The 19525-nt window shown below is 41.0% G+C and carries 17 protein-coding genes; 9 read left to right on the top strand and 8 right to left on the bottom strand.

The window, feature by feature from the left end:
• Positions 1-191: 191 nt before the first annotated feature.
• From UN64_RS07090 to dnaA, 8 genes are all read right to left on the bottom strand, one after another.
• Positions 192-1295: an HD-GYP domain-containing protein gene (locus UN64_RS07090; RefSeq protein ID WP_077361036.1), complete on the bottom strand. Its 1104-nt coding sequence runs from the start codon at positions 1293-1295 to the stop codon at positions 192-194.
• An 89-nt stretch (positions 1296-1384) separates the two neighbouring features.
• The gene (gene gyrA, locus UN64_RS07085; protein ID WP_077361034.1) at positions 1385-3928 is read right to left on the bottom strand and encodes a DNA gyrase subunit A; all 2544 of its coding nucleotides are present in this window, start codon (positions 3926-3928) and stop codon (positions 1385-1387) included.
• A 268-nt stretch (positions 3929-4196) separates the two neighbouring features.
• Positions 4197-6143 (bottom strand): DNA topoisomerase (ATP-hydrolyzing) subunit B, encoded by a 1947-nt coding sequence (gene gyrB / locus UN64_RS07080; protein ID WP_077361032.1) that lies wholly within the window; start codon positions 6141-6143, stop codon positions 4197-4199.
• A 32-nt stretch (positions 6144-6175) separates the two neighbouring features.
• Positions 6176-6445 (bottom strand): extracellular matrix regulator RemB, encoded by a 270-nt coding sequence (gene remB, locus UN64_RS07075; protein ID WP_171978813.1) that lies wholly within the window; start codon positions 6443-6445, stop codon positions 6176-6178.
• A gap of 10 nt (positions 6446-6455) precedes the next feature.
• On the bottom strand, positions 6456-7577 hold the full coding sequence (gene recF, locus UN64_RS07070; RefSeq protein WP_077361028.1) for a DNA replication/repair protein RecF: 1122 nt from the start codon (positions 7575-7577) through the stop codon (positions 6456-6458).
• Between the two features lie 11 nt (positions 7578-7588).
• Entirely contained in the window at positions 7589-7804 is a 216-nt protein-coding gene (yaaA, locus tag UN64_RS07065) for a S4 domain-containing protein YaaA (RefSeq protein WP_077361026.1), read from the bottom strand.
• Between the two features lie 311 nt (positions 7805-8115).
• Complete coding sequence (gene dnaN, locus UN64_RS07060; protein ID WP_077361024.1) at positions 8116-9258, bottom strand: DNA polymerase III subunit beta; 1143 nt, start codon at positions 9256-9258, stop codon at positions 8116-8118.
• A gap of 171 nt (positions 9259-9429) precedes the next feature.
• Entirely contained in the window at positions 9430-10785 is a 1356-nt protein-coding gene (gene dnaA / locus UN64_RS07055; protein WP_077361022.1) for a chromosomal replication initiator protein DnaA, read from the bottom strand.
• Positions 10786-11638: 853 nt separating this feature from the next.
• Here dnaA and rpmH point away from each other — a divergent pair.
• The 9 genes from rpmH to noc all read left to right on the top strand — a co-directional run bounded on the left by rpmH (position 11639) and on the right by noc (position 19331).
• Positions 11639-11773: a 50S ribosomal protein L34 gene (rpmH, locus tag UN64_RS07050; protein ID WP_007201576.1), complete on the top strand. Its 135-nt coding sequence runs from the start codon at positions 11639-11641 to the stop codon at positions 11771-11773.
• 188 nt (positions 11774-11961) lie between these two features.
• On the top strand, positions 11962-12309 hold the full coding sequence (gene rnpA, locus UN64_RS07045; protein WP_077361020.1) for a ribonuclease P protein component: 348 nt from the start codon (positions 11962-11964) through the stop codon (positions 12307-12309).
• Positions 12310-12312: 3 nt separating this feature from the next.
• The gene (yidD, locus tag UN64_RS07040) at positions 12313-12540 is read left to right on the top strand and encodes a membrane protein insertion efficiency factor YidD (RefSeq protein WP_077361018.1); all 228 of its coding nucleotides are present in this window, start codon (positions 12313-12315) and stop codon (positions 12538-12540) included.
• Between the two features lie 37 nt (positions 12541-12577).
• Positions 12578-13348, top strand: coding sequence for a YidC family membrane integrase SpoIIIJ (gene spoIIIJ, locus UN64_RS07035; RefSeq protein ID WP_077361016.1), 771 nt, complete (start codon positions 12578-12580; stop codon positions 13346-13348).
• Complete coding sequence (jag, locus tag UN64_RS07030) at positions 13345-13977, top strand: RNA-binding cell elongation regulator Jag/EloR (RefSeq protein ID WP_077361014.1); 633 nt, start codon at positions 13345-13347, stop codon at positions 13975-13977. The genes spoIIIJ and jag overlap by 4 nt, the downstream gene beginning before the upstream one ends.
• A 183-nt stretch (positions 13978-14160) precedes the next feature.
• On the top strand, positions 14161-15537 hold the full coding sequence (gene mnmE / locus UN64_RS07025; protein ID WP_077361012.1) for a tRNA uridine-5-carboxymethylaminomethyl(34) synthesis GTPase MnmE: 1377 nt from the start codon (positions 14161-14163) through the stop codon (positions 15535-15537).
• 21 nt (positions 15538-15558) lie between these two features.
• Entirely contained in the window at positions 15559-17445 is a 1887-nt protein-coding gene (mnmG, locus tag UN64_RS07020) for a tRNA uridine-5-carboxymethylaminomethyl(34) synthesis enzyme MnmG (RefSeq protein ID WP_077361010.1), read from the top strand.
• A 178-nt stretch (positions 17446-17623) separates the two neighbouring features.
• Entirely contained in the window at positions 17624-18340 is a 717-nt protein-coding gene (rsmG, locus tag UN64_RS07015) for a 16S rRNA (guanine(527)-N(7))-methyltransferase RsmG (RefSeq protein WP_077361006.1), read from the top strand.
• Between the two features lie 127 nt (positions 18341-18467).
• Positions 18468-19331, top strand: a complete 864-nt coding sequence (gene noc / locus UN64_RS07010; protein ID WP_077361004.1) for a nucleoid occlusion protein — start codon at positions 18468-18470, stop codon at positions 19329-19331.
• The last annotated feature ends 194 nt before the right edge of the window (positions 19332-19525 follow it).

The raw sequence follows: 19525 nt of genomic DNA, 5'->3' as shown, positions 1-19525 counted from the left end.
GTTTGCGTCACTTGTTTTAGCGACTTTAATAATATACCACGCTAAACTATCAGAGTCAATAACTTTTTAAAACTTTTTCGATTTAATTCGTTATCAACTTAAAGTGCTGCAGCGCTGTTCTTAAGACAGCTTGATTAGTCTAACATGGATAATGTCAGGTTACAATACCTAAAAACAAAAAAGCTTCTATCCTAAGATAAAAGCTCTTCTATAAAGAGATCATTCCTTGTTTTTAAAGCAATAAATTCACCATTAGAGTCTAATTTGACCATGGGACGAGTAGGCTGGCTTTCTTCTATAAAGACGATTTCACCTACTTCTTGATTCGTAAGTTTTACACGGCTGCCTGTTGAAAAAGTTGAGAGTCCTGATAAAAGTGCGCGAATTACTTGATGATCAAACTTGCCGAATTGATCCTTCATCATCATTTCGAGTACTTTGAATGGAGATTGCTTGCTTCTATACGGACGTTCAGCTGTCATTGCCAGGTACACATCTGCTACAGCAAGTATTTTACTGAATGGATGGAGTTTGCTTCCCTGAACTTTTAATGGATACCCTGAACCGTCTTCCCGCTCGTGATGCTGAAGGACACCGAGTAAAACTCCTTCTTTTATAGATGGGATTTTTTTAAGCATATTATATCCATGTATGGTGTGTTTCTTTACCTCATCAAACTCTGCAGGAGACAGCGCGCCGCTTTTTTTCAAAAGAGTCGGCTGAACTTTTGCCATTCCGCAATCAGATAAAACCCCGGCAAGACCTATTTGAATACAGTCACCACTTGAATAATGAAGCTTCTTTGCTAAAAATGTACTCAATATCCCTACAGAAATGGCATGATGATGAATGTAATCCGTGCTTGTGGCATAGTGATGCAGCAATAAAATTTCTCGAGGATAATTTGAACCTTCTTCAAGTACTTGTAAAACAGCTTGGCGAACTTCAAGCATATCTAATGAGCTTCCTGACTGCCAATTCGTAAATAATTGCTTATAGCGTTTGACCGTTTGCAGGTACATGCTCGGAAATGAAGAGATATCTTCTTTTTTAGGCTGCAGAGACGTTTTCTCTTCTTGTTTACCAGCAGGAGTTTCTGCATTTTCCTTCATGCGGTTTGCGTTGAAACCTGAATCATGAAGGATATCAATCTCTTCTATATTAAAACGAGTAAGTACTCTTAAATGTTCTGAATTTAATACAGTGTTTTTATTCACGATCGGCTGATTCGTCATCGAGAAAACATCTTGAACCAGCATTTGGCCAATCTTTGCCTGACTCGTTTTAACTTTCATACAATAAACTCCTTTTATCGGAAAATTCTTAGTTTAATTGTACATATAAAAAAGAGGAAAATGTATACTCATTTTCCTCTTTTAAGAAATTATTCATTATCGTCTTCGGTATTCTCTTCAGTTTCATTCTCAGAAGCTGGCGGTTCTTCCCCTTCAGTTACGATAGGTTCACCATTTTCATCTAACAATTCATCTTCTGTTTCTTCTTCTCGTTCTACAACAGCAACCGTAGCAACATGATTGCTGTCATTCATAGACATCAATCTTACACCTTGCGTATTTCGACCCATTGTCGAAATGCCAGAGATGTTCATTCTGATGATGATTCCTTTAGCTGTAATAATCATCAAGTCTTCTTCATCCGTTACAGTCTTCAAGGTAACGACAGGACCATTCTTTTCAGTGATATTAACTGTTTTGATCCCTTTACCGCCGCGTGACTGCAGACGATATTCACTCATCGGTGTGCGTTTGCCGTAACCTCTTGTTGTAACGATGAGGATGTCTTGTGACTCATCCAATACTTCCATTCCAACAACAGCATCATCTTTACCTAGAGTAATAGCTTTAACACCTGTAGCTGTTCGTCCCATAGATCTTACGTCTGTTTCTTGGTAACGGATAGACATTCCTTGTTTTGTACCAACGATAATGTCTTTCGTACCGTCTGTTAAACGTACACCCATCAGTTCATCTTCATCTCGAAGGTTAATAGCAAACAGACCACCCTTACGGATATTGCTGTATGCAGATAATGGTGAACGTTTTGTAATTCCCTGTTTCGTCATAAAGTTAAGGTAAATTTCATCACTTTCCATATCCTCAACAGGGATAACAGCTGAAATTGTTTCACCTTGCTCGATCTGCAGCAGGTTGATGATCGGAATCCCTTTTGCTGTTCTTCCGTATTCAGGAATCTCGTAACCTTTTAAGCGGTAAGCTTTCCCTTTATTCGTAAAGAACAGGATGTAGTTATGAGTATTTGTTGTAAACAGCTGTTCAACAAAATCATCTTCACTAGTACCCATTCCTTGGATCCCTTTACCGCCGCGTCGCTGTGAACGGTAAGTGGAAATTGGAAGACGCTTAATGTAGCCTTTATTCGTCAGGGTGATTACGATATTTGAACGAGGAATTAAATCTTCGTCTTCTATGCTGTTGAATCCGACAGAAATAATGGTACGTCTAGGGTTATCGTATTTTTCTTTAACCTCAGTAAGTTCTGTGCGGATAATCTCAAGAATTTTCTCTTCATCTGCTAATATCGCTTTTAGTTCAGTGATCAAAGCAACAAGTTCACTATATTCGTTCTCGATCTTGTCACGCTCTAAACCTGTTAAACGCTGTAAGCGCATGTCTAGAATAGCTTGAGACTGCTCATAGCTTAATTCGAACTTCTCCATCAATCCGTCACGAGCAACGTCAGTCGTCCTGGAACCACGGATCAGTGCGATTACTTCATCCAAGTGATCAAGTGCAATACGCAGACCTTCTAAAATATGAGCTCTTGCTTCAGCTTTCTTAAGGTCAAACTCCGTACGGCGGCGAATGATAACTTGCTGATGCTTTAGGTAATGGTAAAGAAATTCTTTAATGTTTAGAACTTTCGGCTGCCCGTCAACAAGTGCTAGCATGTTGATACCAAAGCTTGTCTGAAGAGCTGTTTGTTTATATAAATTATTTAAAATAACATTTGCATTCGCATCACGGCGCACTTCCATCACGATACGCATACCGTTTCTGTCAGATTCATCACGTAGGTCTGTGATACCTTCAATCTTTTTATCACGAACAAGTTCAGCGATTTTTTCAATAAGACGGGCTTTGTTTACTTGATAAGGAAGCTCCGTAACGATGATTGCTTGCTTTCCGCTAGGCATTTCATCGATTTCGGCTTTTGCACGGATAATAATTGAACCTCTTCCGGTTTGATAAGCCTTGCGAATTCCTTCACGTCCTAAAATTTCCCCAGCGGTAGGAAAATCAGGGCCTGGAATAATTTCCATCAGTTCAGGAATTGTAATGTCTGGATTTTCACTTACTGCTAAAACTCCGTCGATTACTTCTCCAAGATGATGCGGCGGAATGTTCGTTGCCATACCAACCGCGATTCCAGCGGCACCATTCACGAGCAAGTTAGGGAAACGCGCAGGCAATACAACCGGCTCTTGTTCTGATCCATCATAGTTATCTTTGTAGCCGATCGTGTCTTTGTTGATGTCTCGCACCATTTCCATGGCGATCTTAGACATACGCGCCTCAGTATAACGCATCGCTGCCGCAGCATCGCCGTCGACAGAGCCGAAGTTGCCGTGGCCGTCGATCAGCATGTGGCGGAAGTTGAAATCCTGCGCCATACGAACCATCGTATCGTATACAGCAGAGTCTCCGTGAGGGTGATACTTACCGATTACTTCACCAACGATACGTGCAGACTTTTTATAAGCTTTGTCCGCCGTCATGCCAAGATCGTTCATGGCATAAAGAATACGCCGGTGAACAGGCTTTAATCCGTCACGTACATCTGGCAATGCACGGCTGACGATAACGCTCATGGCATAATCCATGAAAGATGTACGCATTTCCGTACTAATATTAATTTCTTTAACCCGGGAACGTTCCATTTCAGACATTCGTTTTACCTCCATAACCTCTAGAAAAACAGGTTTTTAAAGCCCCTAATTCGGCTTTTAAAGAAAACTTGGCTGACGCAAGCCTTTTCCGTCAGCCTTAGTTGCACTTATACTATCGACTTAAACTTGTTGCCGCGCCGAAAAATCATCGTGCAAACAAGTTGAAATTTCTGATAGTGTAAACGAACCGAAACTGGACCCTGTCCAGCTTCAGCATTTTCTATGTTCAGTTTCAGCACCTAAAAGCAAATGCTGAAAACATTCTTAATTAAATATCTAAATTCTTAACGTACTGTGCGTTTTCTTGAATGAAATCACGGCGGGGTTCTACTTTATCTCCCATCAAGATCTCAAACGTTTCGTCAGCAGCCATTGCATCCTTCATTTCAACTTGAAGCAATGTACGTGTTTCCGGATCCATTGTTGTTTCCCACAGCTGGGTAGGGTTCATCTCACCAAGACCCTTATAGCGCTGCAGCTGCGGCTTTGGAACTTGCGGAAGTTCAGCCAATAATTTTTCAAGTTCTTTATCATTGTAGGCATATTCGATACGCTTTCCTTGCTGCACTTTATAAAGCGGCGGCTGAGCGATATAGATGTAGCCATGCTCAATGATCGGACGCATGTACCGGAAAAAGAAAGTCAGTAGAAGCGTACGAATGTGTGCTCCATCGACATCGGCATCTGTCATGATAATGATTTTATGATAACGGGCTTTTGTAATATCGAACTCGTCGCCGATCCCTGTACCTAAAGCCGTAATAATAGCACGGACTTCGTTATTTGACAGGATCTTGTCCAGTCTTGCTTTTTCAACGTTAATAATTTTACCGCGCAGAGGCAGAATCGCTTGGAAATGACGGTCACGTCCTTGTTTTGCAGATCCGCCGGCAGAGTCACCCTCAACCACGTACAGTTCAGAGATGCTTGCATCTTTAGAAGAGCAGTCGGCAAGTTTCCCCGGTAATGAAGAAACTTCCAATGCACTTTTGCGGCGCGTTAGTTCACGTGCTTTTTTAGCTGCTACACGGGCACGCAGCGCCATCATTCCTTTTTCAACAATCGACTTCGCTACAACCGGGTTCTCAAGCATGAAAGATGAGAACGTCTCAGAGAAAATAGACTCAGTGATCTGTCTTGCCTCAGAGTTTCCAAGTTTCGTTTTCGTCTGCCCTTCAAACTGCGGATCAGGGTGCTTGATTGAAATAATCGCTGTTAATCCTTCACGGACATCTTCCCCTGTAAGGTTCGTGTCGTTGTCTTTAAACAGGTTATTCTTTCGCCCATAATCGTTGATCACACGAGTCAAAGCTGTTTTGAAACCTGATTCGTGCGTTCCGCCTTCGTGTGTGTTGATGTTGTTCGCAAAAGAATAGATATTGCTTGCATAACTGTCATTGTATTGGAACGCGATTTCAACGGAGATGCCATCTTTTTCACCTTCAACAAAAATCGGCTCTTCATGAAGTACTTCACGAGTACGGTTAATATGTTCAACGTATGACTTAATTCCGCCCTCATAGTGGTATTCCTTCACTTCTGGCTCTTCACCTCGTTTATCTTCTGCAATAATACGGAGACCGCGGTTCAAGTAAGCAAGTTCGCGAATACGATTAGAAAGAGTCGGGAAATCATATTCTAATGATTCAGTAAAAATTTCTGGGTCTGGCTTAAAGTGTGTACGTGTACCCGTCTTATCTGTTTCACCGATAATTTTCAAGTCGGCAGTCGGTACACCGCGCTCATAGGATTGGTAATGCAGTTTGCCGTCACGTGAAACCGTAACTTCAAGCATTGTGGACAGCGCGTTAACTACGGATGCACCTACACCATGGAGACCGCCAGATACTTTATATCCGCCGCCGCCGAATTTACCGCCGGCATGCAGTACAGTCATGATAACTTCCAGTGCTGGTCTTCCCATTTTTTCATGCATACCAACAGGAATACCGCGTCCATTATCTTCTACAGTGATGCTGTTGTCCTCTTCAATCGTAATGCGAATCGTATCACAGTATCCTGCTAGCGCTTCATCGATTGAATTATCAACGATCTCCCATACAAGATGGTGCAATCCGCGTACATTTGTTGCACCAATATACATCCCAGGACGTTTACGGACAGCTTCTAGCCCTTCGAGTACCTGGATATTGCTTTCATCATAATTTTGCTGATGCTCTAACTTTTGTTCAGTCGTCAATTGGTTCACCTTCATTCCGGTTTAAAAACGCTTTATTTATAAAACCTTTATTTGATATTCCAGCCATTTTCAAGTTCGAGGCGATCAGAGGCTCTCTTTTTTAACGTAGAGGCAGAAAGGGGAGACATGTAAATTGTTTTGTCAGTAATAATTACGGATTTTGCAGCATTCCCGCTCAAATCGGTTAATGTCTGATTCTTTTCATGCTTTTTAAGAAATTCCTTAGCAAGCTCAGAAGTCTTTAACGCATTAATATCCAATATAGCTAGTACATCTTTAGAATGAATAACTTCTTCATCACCTAAATGCAAAAGCAAATCCCTCACCTCATTTCAAACGTTCTATGGAGCCTGAATGAACTTGATAGGTTGCTGCCTTGAACAATGTTTCATGGTGAATTCCTTCAACACTGGTCGTAGTAACAAAGGTTTGAACTTTCCCTTGGATGGTATTTAACAGATGAGATTGCCTGAAGTCGTCTAATTCAGAAAGTACATCATCCAGCAGCAGAACAGGATATTCTCCAACTTCTGAATGAATCAAATCAATTTCGGCGAGCTTCAGTGAAAGAGCAGTCGTGCGCTGCTGTCCTTGAGAACCAAATGTTTGTACATCTTTCCCATTTACCGAAAACAGCAGATCATCCCGATGGGGTCCGAATAATGATGTACCCCGTTCAATCTCTTTTTCTTTTATTTTACCAAATTTCGAATGAAACGCTTCTATCATTTTCGACAAATCGGGTTCATCGCATACCTCTACGGCAGGTTTGTAATGAATTTCTAAGCTTTCGAGCCCTCGCGATATGCCATAATGGATCGGTTCTGCCCATCCTTGCAGCTTCTCCATGTACTTCATGCGTTTCAATGTAATCCTTGCCGCTTTATCTATAAGCTGTTCTGTTAATATCTCAAGCATCGTCATATTTTCGGTGCTTTTATTGCGATACATGTTTCTCAAAAGGGAATTTCGCTGAGACAGAATCTTTTGGTACACCGATAGATCGTTCAAATAAACAGCGTTTACCTGTCCGATTTCCATGTCAATAAAACGACGACGCACCTGCGGACTGCCTTTTACAAGATTTAAATCCTCAGGTGCAAACATGACGACATTAAAATGTCCGACGTAATCTGTTAACCGTCGCTGTTCAATGCGGCTGATTTTCGCTTTTTTTCCTTTTTGTGAAATGACGAGGCTCAAATCAAAAGAACTGTTTTTCTTTTTGATGCTACCCTCTATTTTAGCATATTCTTCGTCCCAAGTTATTAACTCTTTATCTTTTGACGTCCGGTAGGACCTCGCCATGGCCAAAACATAGATTGATTCCATGACATTCGTTTTACCTTGGGCATTTTCGCCAAGGAAAACATTGACCTTATTTTCAAAGCTTAAAGACTGGTCTTTATAGTTGCGGTAGTTCCTCAGATAAAGCTCTTCAATATGCAAAGGGATACCCCCTATTCCGTTGTTACCTTAAACTCTCCTATATCTGGAATGGACACGACATCACCCGCATATAATTTTTTCCCTCGGCGTGTTTCATGTTCTCCGTTCACAAGAACTTCATGTTCTGCTAAATACCATTTTACCATGCCGCCCGATTGGATGACATCGGTAGTTTTCAGCAGCTGCTGAAGTGTTATAAATTCTGTATTAATCTTTACGTTTTCCAATTAGAAAACCTCCTGCTTCCTTAATCTGCGTTGCTTTTGAAAGTGGTTGACTTCCGCTCCAGGTGCTCCCTTTCCACGGGGCGGTGAGCCCCCTCGACGCTTTGCGACATAGCGAGTCTCACCTGTCCCGCTGATCCCGTAGGAGTCTCGCACCTTGCGCTCCAATCAACCTATCAATGGAGAAAATTAACTAAATAAACCTCAAAGCAACGATTTATAAAAAATATTGTTATTATTCTTTCTAGTTTCTCCAAAAATCGAGTCTCTTAGAAAAAGAAAAGAAAGCCGCCGGTCATCCGGCAGCTTTATATTTAGTAAGTTCTTACCGGCAGGATTAACTGGCGGATCGTGTTATCTGATACAGGCTGGATAAGGAACGGTCTCATAGCACCTGTGAAAAGAATGCTGATTTCAGAACAATCCATAACCTTAAGTGCCTCCATCACATACTTTGCATTAAAAGAGATCTTCAGTTCTTCTCCTTCAATGTCTTCAGCGATCATATGTTCAAAAACTTTACCGATTTCAGGCGAGTTCGATGAAAGTTCGATCGTTTTGTTGTCGAGCGTTGCCAGTTTAACAACGTTATTTCTTCCTTCTCTTGCTAATAAAGAAGCTCGGTCGATCGCTTGCAAGAACTCTTTAGTTTTTAAAACAAATGTTGTCTTGCTCTCAGAAGGAATCAATTTTGAAGTATCTGGATAGTTTCCGTCCAATAAGCGCGAGAAGAGCATGATGTTCTTTGCTTTAAACAAGATCTGATTGTTCGTAACAACAATTTGCACTTTCTCTGCAGAATCATCAAGAATCTTAGAAAGTTCGTTCAAGCTCTTTCCTGGAATGACTACGTTTTGGAAAGATAACTCTTCTGATTGTGAATCGATTGGCATTTTACGCTCTGCTAATCTGTGGCTGTCTGTTGCAATACAGTTCAGCAGTCCATCAGTTAGTGCCCAGTTGACACCAGTTAAGATTGGACGTGTTTCTGAGGTGGACACCGCAAAGACAGTTTGTCGGATCATTGTTTTTAAGAGATCGCTTTGAATTTCAAAGACAAGATTCTCTTCTATCTGCGGCAAACGCGGATATTCTTCAGGATCAAGTCCCAATAAGCTGAATTCAGATGCACCTGAGCGAAGCGTTGTTTCAAACCGCTCTCCAACTTCGATCTCTACTGAATCATTAGGAAGCTTTTTAACGATTTCTGAGAAATAACGGGCTGGAAGAACAACACTTCCTTCTTGTTTTACTTCAATATGTACAAGATCTCCTTCTTCAGTCGGTATTAATCTTTCAATCGAAATATCAGAATCACTACCAGTTAAGTGTACACCTTCATAAGTCACTTCCATTTTTATTCCCGTCAAAATCGGAATTGTTGTTCGTGAAGAGACAGCTTTCATGACATCTTGAACTGCTTCAATCAATTGGTTTAATTGAATCTTAACTTTCATTGTTTTACCCCCCTGATATTAATTAAAAATCTTTTAAAAAATAGTAGTAATAGTAATAGGCGCTGTGAATGTGTGGATAACCCGTTTAAACAAAGATAGAACAGCCTATCCACATGTGGACAGACTGTGTATAAAGCAACAGTAGTTATTCACAGTATTCAAGGTTGCTATTTAGATCGATTTTAACTGATCATGAATTTCTTGTACTTTCTTTTGCAGCACCTGATCTGTAATAAGCAATGTTGAAATCTTTTCATGTGCATGAAGAACCGTTGTATGATCACGGCCTCCAAACTCTTCCCCGATTTTAGGAAGTGAGTTATCCGTTAGCTCACGTGAAAGATACATAGCGATCTGTCTTGGAAAAGCAACTGATTTTGTTCTCTTTTTCGCCGTGAAATCTTCGAGCTTAACGTTGTAATGTTTGCCGACTACTTCTTGTATATGATGAATGGTAAGAGTTCTTGGTTTTGCTGACGGTATAATATCACGCAGTGCTTCTGCAGCCAAATCTGCGTTCATATCCTGATTAATTAAGGAAGAATAAGCTACAACTCGTATAAGTGCACCTTCAAGTTCACGAATGTTTGTATCAATTTGATTTGCAATATAAAGCATAACTTCATTTGGAATATCAAGGCCTTCAGCTTTCGCCTTTTTTCGCAGAATAGCGATCCTTGTTTCTAGATCTGGCGGCGTAATATCCGTAATCAATCCCCATTCAAACCGTGAACGGAGCCTGTCCTCTAATGTTGGAATCTCCTTAGGCGGTCTGTCACTTGAGATGACAATCTGTTTGCTTTCTTCATGCAGTGCATTAAATGTATGGAAAAATTCCTCTTGAGTCTGTTCTTTTCCCGCAAGGAATTGAATATCATCTATAAGAAGCACGTCCACACTTCGGAACTTATTGCGAAATTCAACGGTTTTATTATCTCGAATAGAATTTATGAATTCATTTGTAAATTTTTCTGACGACAAATACACAACTTTTGCCCCTGGATTATGTTCCAGTACATAATGTCCGATCGCATGCATCAAATGCGTTTTTCCTAACCCGACTCCACCATAAATAAATAGCGGATTGTAAGCTTTCGCTGGTGCTTCTGCTACAGCTAGCGATGCAGCATGCGCGAAGCGATTTCCAGAACCGATTACAAACCGGTCGAACGTGTACTTTGGGTTTAGCATACTTTGAGACACTTCTTCGTGAGGTTCTTTTGGCGTTTTAGGTGCCTTTTTCATCGCCAGCTCTAAGTCTAAATCTATTTCTGATTGATTTTGTGGAATGATGAACTTTACATCCAATGCCGCCCCAGTAACGTCCAGCAAGGTTTCCGAAATAATGCCAGCATACCTTGATTCCAGCCAATCACGCGCAAATTCATTAGGTGCTGTGATAACAAGCGTATCATTTTGCAAAGCATGAGCTGTTGTTGATTTTAACCAGGTTTCAAAGCTGGGCTTACTAACTTTTGTTTCTATAGCCGCAAGTGCTTTGGACCATAGGTCATTAATGTTTTCCAACCAATTTACCCCCCTTATCTCTTTTAAGTCATCCTATTTTAGCAGTCGTTTTCCCTGTTGTTTAAGGTTTGTACATGCAGTGAATACCTATGCATAAAAATAAAGTCCACATGAAATGTGAATGATAATTAATATAGTAGATAATAGGATTATAAACAGCCATACAGTGTTTGTGGACAACCTTTTAAACAGTGAATTTAAACTGTCCACAACTTTATCCACAGCATGTGAATAACTTTGTATAGCTAAGATGTTATTAACGAGTTAAAACACAACAAGCATATCAAAAAAAAGCAAGCTTGGCAACGGATTATTGTTACTTATCCACAACGCCCATACCTTGTGTAAAGAAGTTGTCCACAACACAAGATTTTGTGTAAAAGATGTCGATAATTGGTGTGGATAATGAAAAAAGTGTCGAAAAAGATGTCCACAGACAAGAGGATAAAGTTTTTGGAGAACGTTGTAGAAGGTTTAATTGAAGATCTTGAGAATCTTTCACAAAACGGGAGTTTTATCTAAAAGATTTTAGTTTTTGTTTGTCTTCAGCGAAATGTTGATGGGAGTGAATTATTTCTTTTATTCTTCATTGACGAGTTGATTGTAGTGCAAGGTGCGAGACTCCTGCGGGACGAGCGGTCAGGTGAGACCTTTAAGGCGCAAAGCGGCAAGGGGCTCACCGCACGCCCCGCGGAAAGCGAGCAACCTGGAACGGAAATCAACCACTTCTAAGAACAACAAAACATGCGAACCAGCCTAAAACTAAAAACCACCTTGACAAATTAATAGGTCAGTCATTATACTTTATTAGACTGTCTTTTATAAGAGATATCCTCAGGGAGGTGTAATATACATGAAACCTACATTTCAACCGAACAACCGTAAGCGTAAGAAGGTACATGGTTTCCGTGCACGTATGGCTACTAAGAACGGACGTAAAGTTCTAGCTCGCCGTCGTCAAAAGGGAAGAAAAGTGTTATCCGCATAGGCCACTGACATCAGTGGTCTTTTTTTACTTTTATAGACCTATCCGCTCACTCCGTTTCTTAATTTTTGCAGTACAGAATAATTCAGTTTTTGTCTAAACCATGTTTTATAAAACTAAATTAAACCGATACTGGAAGAGATCGCAGAACAATGGAATGAGATTGCTTAAATTGATGGAGTGTTAAATGAATGAAGAAAGAGCAGCGCATCAAAAAAAATGAAGAATTTCAAGAAGTCTTCAAAAAAGGAAAATCAACGGCTAATCGCCAATTTGTTATATACAGTTTAAAAAAAGAAGATCAAGAGCTTTTTCGTATTGGTCTGTCTGTCAGTAAAAAGGTAGGAAAAGCTGTTACGCGAAATCGCATCAAGCGCTCGGTTAAAGAGATTTTTTATAAATACAGCGAACAATTGCTGCCAGGCAGGGATTATGTTGTTATTGCGAGAATACCGACAGCAAATATGGATTTTCATGAAATTGAAAAAAGTCTGCTTCACGTATTAAACCGAGCGAATGTTTTAAAAAAGAGGGTGTAAGAAGTGAAATCCTTATTTATAGGGATTATACGTTTTTACCAGAGGTGGATCTCGCCGATGACTCCGCCTTCTTGCCGCTTTTATCCGACTTGTTCGCATTACGGAATAGAAGCTTTCAGGCAGCATGGTGCAATAAAAGGACTTTGGCTGACGGTAATTAGAATTCTGAAGTGCCATCCTTTTCATCCCGGGGGCGTTGACCTCGTGCCTGAAAAAAGAGACAATAAATAATTGAGATAAGATTTATGATTTTAAGGAGGATAAGAGTGTGCGCAAGAAAATAGGTTTAATCATTGCCCTTATCGCACTCATGGCTGTCCTATCAGGATGTGGAACGATGGATCCTGTCACAGAAGACAGCACGGGAATTTGGGACACGTATTTTGTTTATCCATTATCATGGCTGATCACATATTTTGCAGATCTGACTGGTGAAAATTATGGACTAGCTATCATTATTGTTACTTTATTGATTAGAACGGCTTTGCTTCCTTTAATGATAAAGCAAACGAAGAGTTCTAAAGCGATGCAGGAAATTCAGCCTGAAATTCAAAAACTGCGTGAAAAGTACAAATCAAAAGATGCTAACACACAGCAAAAACTGCAGCAGGAAACAATGGCACTATTCCAAAAAAATGGTGTGAATCCATTAGCCGGCTGTTTGCCATTACTTATCCAGATGCCTATTCTTTTAGGTTTCTACCATGCAATCATGCGTACAGAAGAAATAGCTAATCACAATTTCCTTTGGTTTGACCTAGGAGATCCAGATCCTTATTTTATTTTGCCGCTAGTTGCAGGTCTTACAACATTCTTGCAGCAAAAAATCATGATGGGCGGAATGGACAATCCAAATCCGCAAATGAAGATGCTTTTATACATCATGCCAGTCATGATCGTTGTATTTGCGATTAATTTCCCAGCTGCATTATCTTTATATTGGGTGATCGGTAACATCTTCATGATTGCACAAACATATTTCATTACGACCCCAATGAAAAAGAAAGAAAATCAAGTTGATGGGGGAGCTAAAAAGTGAAAAAGGTACAGGTAACAGGGAAAACGGTTGAAGAAGCAGTAGCAGCAGCACTAGACCAACTTCAGACTTCAAAAGAACAAGTAGAAGTGAAAATTCTTGAGGATTCCAAAAAAGGCTTTTTTGGACTCGGCGGGAAGCCGGCAGTTGTTGAAGTAACAGTGAAAGCTGATCCTGTTAAAACCGCGATCGAATACCTTCAGGATGTAACGTCCAAGATGGGGGTGCCCGTTACCATTTCTCAGCGGCAGGAAAACGATCACCTAGTGCTTGATTTAACCGGTGAAAAAATTGCAATTTTAATTGGAAAACGCGGACAAACGCTTAATGCGCTTCAGCTTTTAACAAATATGGTTGCAAACTCAGATCCAGAAACTAAGCATGTGAAAATTGTTCTAGATGCTGAAAATTATCGTACCAGACGGCAGGAATCACTGGAACGTCTTGCTGAGCATTCCGCTCAAAAGGTGTTCATCACGAAAAAGAGCTTCGCGCTTGAACCGATGCCTGCTAATGAACGAAAAGTGATTCACTTAGCACTCAAAGAAAACCGGGATGTTGAAACAACGTCCGAAGGGGTAGAGCCATTCCGAAAAGTGGTTATCCGTCCCAAAAATATGGTTAAGAGATAAAGAAGCTTCAGAGGGTATTCCTCTGGGGCTTTTTATTTACTGCTGGCTCATAATACGGTACACTATTTTTTATTGTGGATATTTATGTCCTTTTTTACGTAACAATTATCACAGCTGCCATTTAAGGTCATACTAATTGATAAATAGATAGAGCGTTTTATAAGGGAAGTTGAGGTGAAACAAATGGAATACGATACAATTACGGCTATTTCTACACCGATGGGTGAAGGAGCAATAGCAATCGTGCGTCTTAGCGGTCCGGAAGCGGTATCGATCGCTGACCGAGTTTATAAAGGTTCAAAAATGCTTGAAGAAGCTGACACTCACACGATTCATTACGGAAAACTGATTGATCCAAAAACGAACCAGGCAGTAGAGGAAGTTATGGTAAGCGTAATGAGAGCTCCGCGGACGTTTACGCGTGAAGATGTTGTGGAGATCAACTGTCACGGCGGATTAGTTTCTGTTAACCGGGTTCTTCAGCTCATTCTGCAGCAGGGTGCACGTCTGGCCGAACCAGGAGAATTTACGAAGCGTGCTTTTTTAAACGGACGAATCGATTTGTCACAAGCGGAAGCAGTTATGGACTTGATCAGAGCGAAAACAGACCGAGCCATGAACGTTGCGCTTAATCAGATGGAAGGCCGGCTTTCATCTTTAGTCAGCAGACTTAGACAGACACTTTTAGAAACCATTGCCCACGTCGAAGTAAATATTGATTACCCAGAATACGATGCTGAAGAAATGACTCATTCTTTATTAAATCATAATCTTTTAACGGTAAAAAAAGAGGTAGAATCCATTTTGCAGACGGCTCAGCAAGGGAAGATTCTTCGCGAAGGATTATCTACGGCTATTATCGGACGTCCGAACGTGGGGAAATCTTCGTTAATGAACGCTTTAGTTCATGAAAATAAAGCCATTGTTACAGATATAGCCGGGACTACAAGGGACGTTATTGAAGAGTATGTCAACGTAAGAGGTGTCCCTTTAAGGCTTGTGGATACTGCAGGCATCCGAGAAACAGAAGATATTGTTGAAAAAATCGGTGTCGAAAAGTCACGAAAAGTATTAAAAGAAGCAGATTTGATTCTGCTCGTTTTAAACGGAAATGAACCGCTGTCCCATGAGGATGAGAATTTATTTCGTGCAGCCGCAGGGCTGGATAAGATTGTAATCATTAACAAAACAGACTTAAAAACAAATCTGGATATAGATCAAGTTAAAGTTTTAGCGGAAGGTTCACCGGTTATTGCCACATCATTAGTTAAAGAAGAGGGAATAGATGAACTAGAACAAGCGATAGCGAATCTATTTTTTGCAGGCGGAATTGAAGCACAAGATCTTACTTATGTATCAAACTCAAGACACATTGCATTGCTGCAGCAGACCATTCACCATATTGACGAAGCATTGGGCGGCATTGAAGCTGATCTTCCAATTGATATGGTTCAGATCGATATTACGAGAGCATGGGAGATACTTGGTGAAATTGTAGGAGACACTGTTTCAGAAAGCTTGATCGACCAGCTTTTCTCTCAATTTTGTCTAGGAAAATAAAGAAGAAGGAGGTAAGAACACATGGGATATAAAGCTGACATTTTTGATGTTATTGTTGTTGGTGCCGGGCATGCAGGTGTTGAAGCGGCTCTAGCCTCAGCTCGTATGGGTGCAAAAACACTTTGCCTAACGTTGAATTTAGATGCCGTAGCCTATATGCCCTGTAATCCGTCTGTCGGCGGACCGGCAAAAGGGATTGTAGTGCGTGAAGTGGATGCACTTGGCGGCGAAATGGCTCGAAACATTGATAAGACGCATATTCAAATGCGGATGCTGAATACAGGAAAAGGTCCTGCGGTACGTGCATTGCGTGCTCAAGCAGATAAATATCTGTATCAGCATGAAATGAAGAAAACAATGGAGAATACTAAAAACCTTACATTGCGTCAAGGGATGGTAGAACGTCTTATTATGGAAGACGATGTATGTAAAGGTGTTATTACGAAGACGGGTGCAGAATACGAGGCAAAAGCAGTTGTATTAACAACGGGCACGTATTTGAGAGGAAAAATTATAATCGGTGAACTTGCTTATGAGAGCGGTCCGAACAATATGGCACCGTCCATTAATTTATCGTATCACCTGCAGGAACTTGGGTTTGATATGGTTCGCTTTAAAACCGGTACTCCGCCGCGTGTTAACAGCAAAACAATTGATTATTCGAAAACGGAAATACAGCCTGGAGACGATGTTCCAAGAGCTTTTTCATACGAAACGACTGAATATATCACAGACCAGCTTCCTTGCTGGCTGACTTACACGGGGGATGAAACGCACCAGCTGATCAACAGCAACCTTCACCGTTCACCGATGTATTCTGGAATGATCGAAGGAACTGGTCCTAGATATTGTCCGTCCATCGAAGATAAAATTGTACGTTTCAATGACAAGCCGCGCCATCAGATTTTCTTAGAGCCTGAAGGGAAAAACACAGAGGAAGTGTATGTGCAGGGCTTATCTACAAGTCTTCCTGAAGATGTGCAGAAGAAAATCCTTGCTACGATTCCTGGTCTTGAAAAAGCGGAACTTATGCGTGCGGGCTATGCGATTGAATATGATGCAATTGTTCCAACTCAATTATGGCCATCTCTTGAAACGAAGAAAGTAAGCGGCTTATTCACTGCAGGGCAGCTGAACGGTACGAGCGGCTATGAAGAAGCTGCCGGACAAGGACTTATGGCCGGTATCAATGCTGCGTTAAAGGTAAAGGGGAAAGAACCGCTTATTCTTGATCGTTCAGAAGCTTATATTGGTGTGCTTATCGATGATCTGATCACAAAAGGTACGAACGAACCTTACAGACTTTTAACATCGAGAGCTGAATACCGTCTTTTATTAAGACATGACAACGCTGATCTGCGATTAACGAAAAAAGGTTTTGAAATCGGACTGATACCGCAAGAACGGTACGAACGCTTTGAGGAGAAAAAAGCACAGATATCGATGGAAATTGAGCGTTTAGAACATGTTTCAATCAAACCATCTGAAGAGGTTCAGCAAGTTCTTGCAGAGGCACAGTCTTCAGCGCTTAAAGAACCAATGACTGCTGCAAATCTGCTTAAACGTCCTGAAGTAACCTATCCTGTGATTCAAAGATTAGCACCTGCAGAAACACAACTAAGCGAAACGGTTTCAGAGCAGGTCGAAATCCAAGTGAAGTATGCTGGTTATATTGATAAACAGCTCGCACAGGTAGAAAGAATGCGCAAGATGGAAAACAAAAAACTGCCTGTTGACCTTGATTATATGGCGATAAACGGACTCGCAACAGAAGCGAAGCAAAAGCTGCACGAAGTACGTCCGCTTTCTGTAGGACAGGCATCACGAGTATCCGGGGTAAATCCAGCTGACATTTCGATTCTGCTGATTTACTTAGAACAAGGCAAACTGGCTAAGATTGCCCGTTAGAAGGGGTTGATTTTCGTTCCAGGATGCTCGCTTTCCGTGGGGCGTGCGGTGAGCCTCCCTATCGCTTCACGCTGGCGGGGTCTCACCTGGCACGCTGATCCCACTGGAGTCTCGAACCTTGCACTTCAATCAATTTTCTTGTCAACGAAGGGTCTTCAAAAAGGGGGACGCAACAAAAATGAATATCGAGATGTTCCAAACTTCCCTAAAAGAAAAGGGAATTGAGTTATCAGAAAAGCAGCTGTCACAATTCGAAAACTATTTTCATTTGCTTGTTGAATGGAATGAAAAAATGAATTTAACGGCGATTACAGAAAAAGAAGAAGTATATTTAAAGCATTTTTATGATTCCGTTACAGCGGCGTTTTATTTTAATTTTAAGCAGGACATCACTGTATGTGATGTTGGAGCAGGTGCTGGTTTTCCAGCTATTCCGCTTAAAATTTGTTTTCCTGAAATCAAGTTAACTGTTGTGGACTCTTTGAATAAACGAATCGGTTTCTTAGAGCATGTTGTAAATGAACTTGGATTAGAGAATGTTTCAATGTACCATGATCGTGCCGAAACATTTGCTCACAGACCAGAATTCAGGCAGCAGTTTGATCTTGTTATGGCAAGAGCAGTTGCCAGACTTTCTGTTTTATCCGAGTTTTGTCTGCCGCTAGTGAAAAAAGGCGGCCATTTCCTAGGGATGAAAGGTGCAAATCTTCCTGAAGAAGTGAAAGACGGCGAAAAAGCGGTTAAACTTTTGGGAGGTAAGATTGAAGATGTTCATTCTTTCTTGCTTCCGATTGAAGAAAGCGAAAGAAATATTGTCATTATCGAAAAAGTTAGTGGGACGCCTAAAAAGTTCCCACGCAAACCTGGAACTCCTAACAAGTCACCGATTCAATAAAAACGGCCTGTGTTTCACGTGAAACACAGGCGCTACATAAAAGAAAGATTTTTACAGACTTGCAGGATTTTAGGACTAGTGGGAAGAAATAGATTAACAGGCAGATTACAAAAGGTGGTGTATTCGCATGAAGCATCCTTTTTCACGTTTATTCGGCATCGGCGAAAAGAGCCAGCAGACATTAGATCCAGAACCAGCTGAAAAAAACGACAACGAAGAAGTACTTCAAATTCCGGTTCAGTATATTATCCCAAACCGGTTTCAGCCCAGAACGGTTTTTATAGATGAACGAATTGAAGAATTATCACAAACCATCGAAGCTCACGGCATCATTCAGCCAATTGTTGTTCGCGGCATTGGAGAAGACCAATATGAATTGATTGCGGGTGAGCGCAGATGGAGAGCTGTCCAAAAACTAGGCTGGGAGAAGATACCGGCTATTGTAAAGGAAATGGACGATTCACAAACAGCATCAGTAGCTCTTATTGAAAACCTTCAGCGGGAAGAATTGACGGCGATTGAAGAAGCAATGGCTTACGCGAAGCTGCTGGAATTACATGGACTTACACAAGAAGGACTGGCACAAAAGCTAGGCAAAGGCCAGTCAACGATTGCAAATAAGCTTAGATTATTAAAGCTTCCGCAATCCATTCAAGATGCTCTTTTGCAAAAAAAGATTACAGAACGTCACGCAAGGGCTTTGATTGTCTTAAAGACACCAGAAAAAATGGAACTGGTCTTAGCAGAGATTCTTGAAAAGCAATTAAATGTTAAACAAACAGAAGACCGGGTTAAAAGAATGATAGAATCTGAAACCGCAGAGAAAAAACCTCAGCCTCGCCGCAAGTCTTACAGCAAGGATATGCGCCTTGCTATCAATACGGTAAGACAGTCAGTGGATATGGTCGTTCAAAGCGGACTTTCTATTGATACTGAAGAAGAAGAGCACGAAGAATTCTATCAGTTTACAATCCGAATTCCTAAAAATTAAGAGTTAAAACCATCAGCTTTTTATAGCTGGTGGTTTTTTTGTATTATTTCCTCGAAAATTAATACTTTACTAAAGAGTGTTTTTAAAATGTTTCTTGAAGATGCTCCTTTGACTAGTTGATTGGAGTGGAAGGTGTAAGACTCCTGGGGGATGAGTGGGACAGGTGAGACTCCTGAAGTGCAAAGCGCTAGGAG

The organism is Fictibacillus arsenicus, assembly GCF_001999465.1.
In the GTDB taxonomy this organism is placed as follows: domain Bacteria; phylum Bacillota; class Bacilli; order Bacillales; family Fictibacillaceae; genus Fictibacillus; species Fictibacillus arsenicus.
Note: the sequence above shows the minus strand (reverse complement) of the source record. Positions and strands in the feature narration are given on the sequence as shown.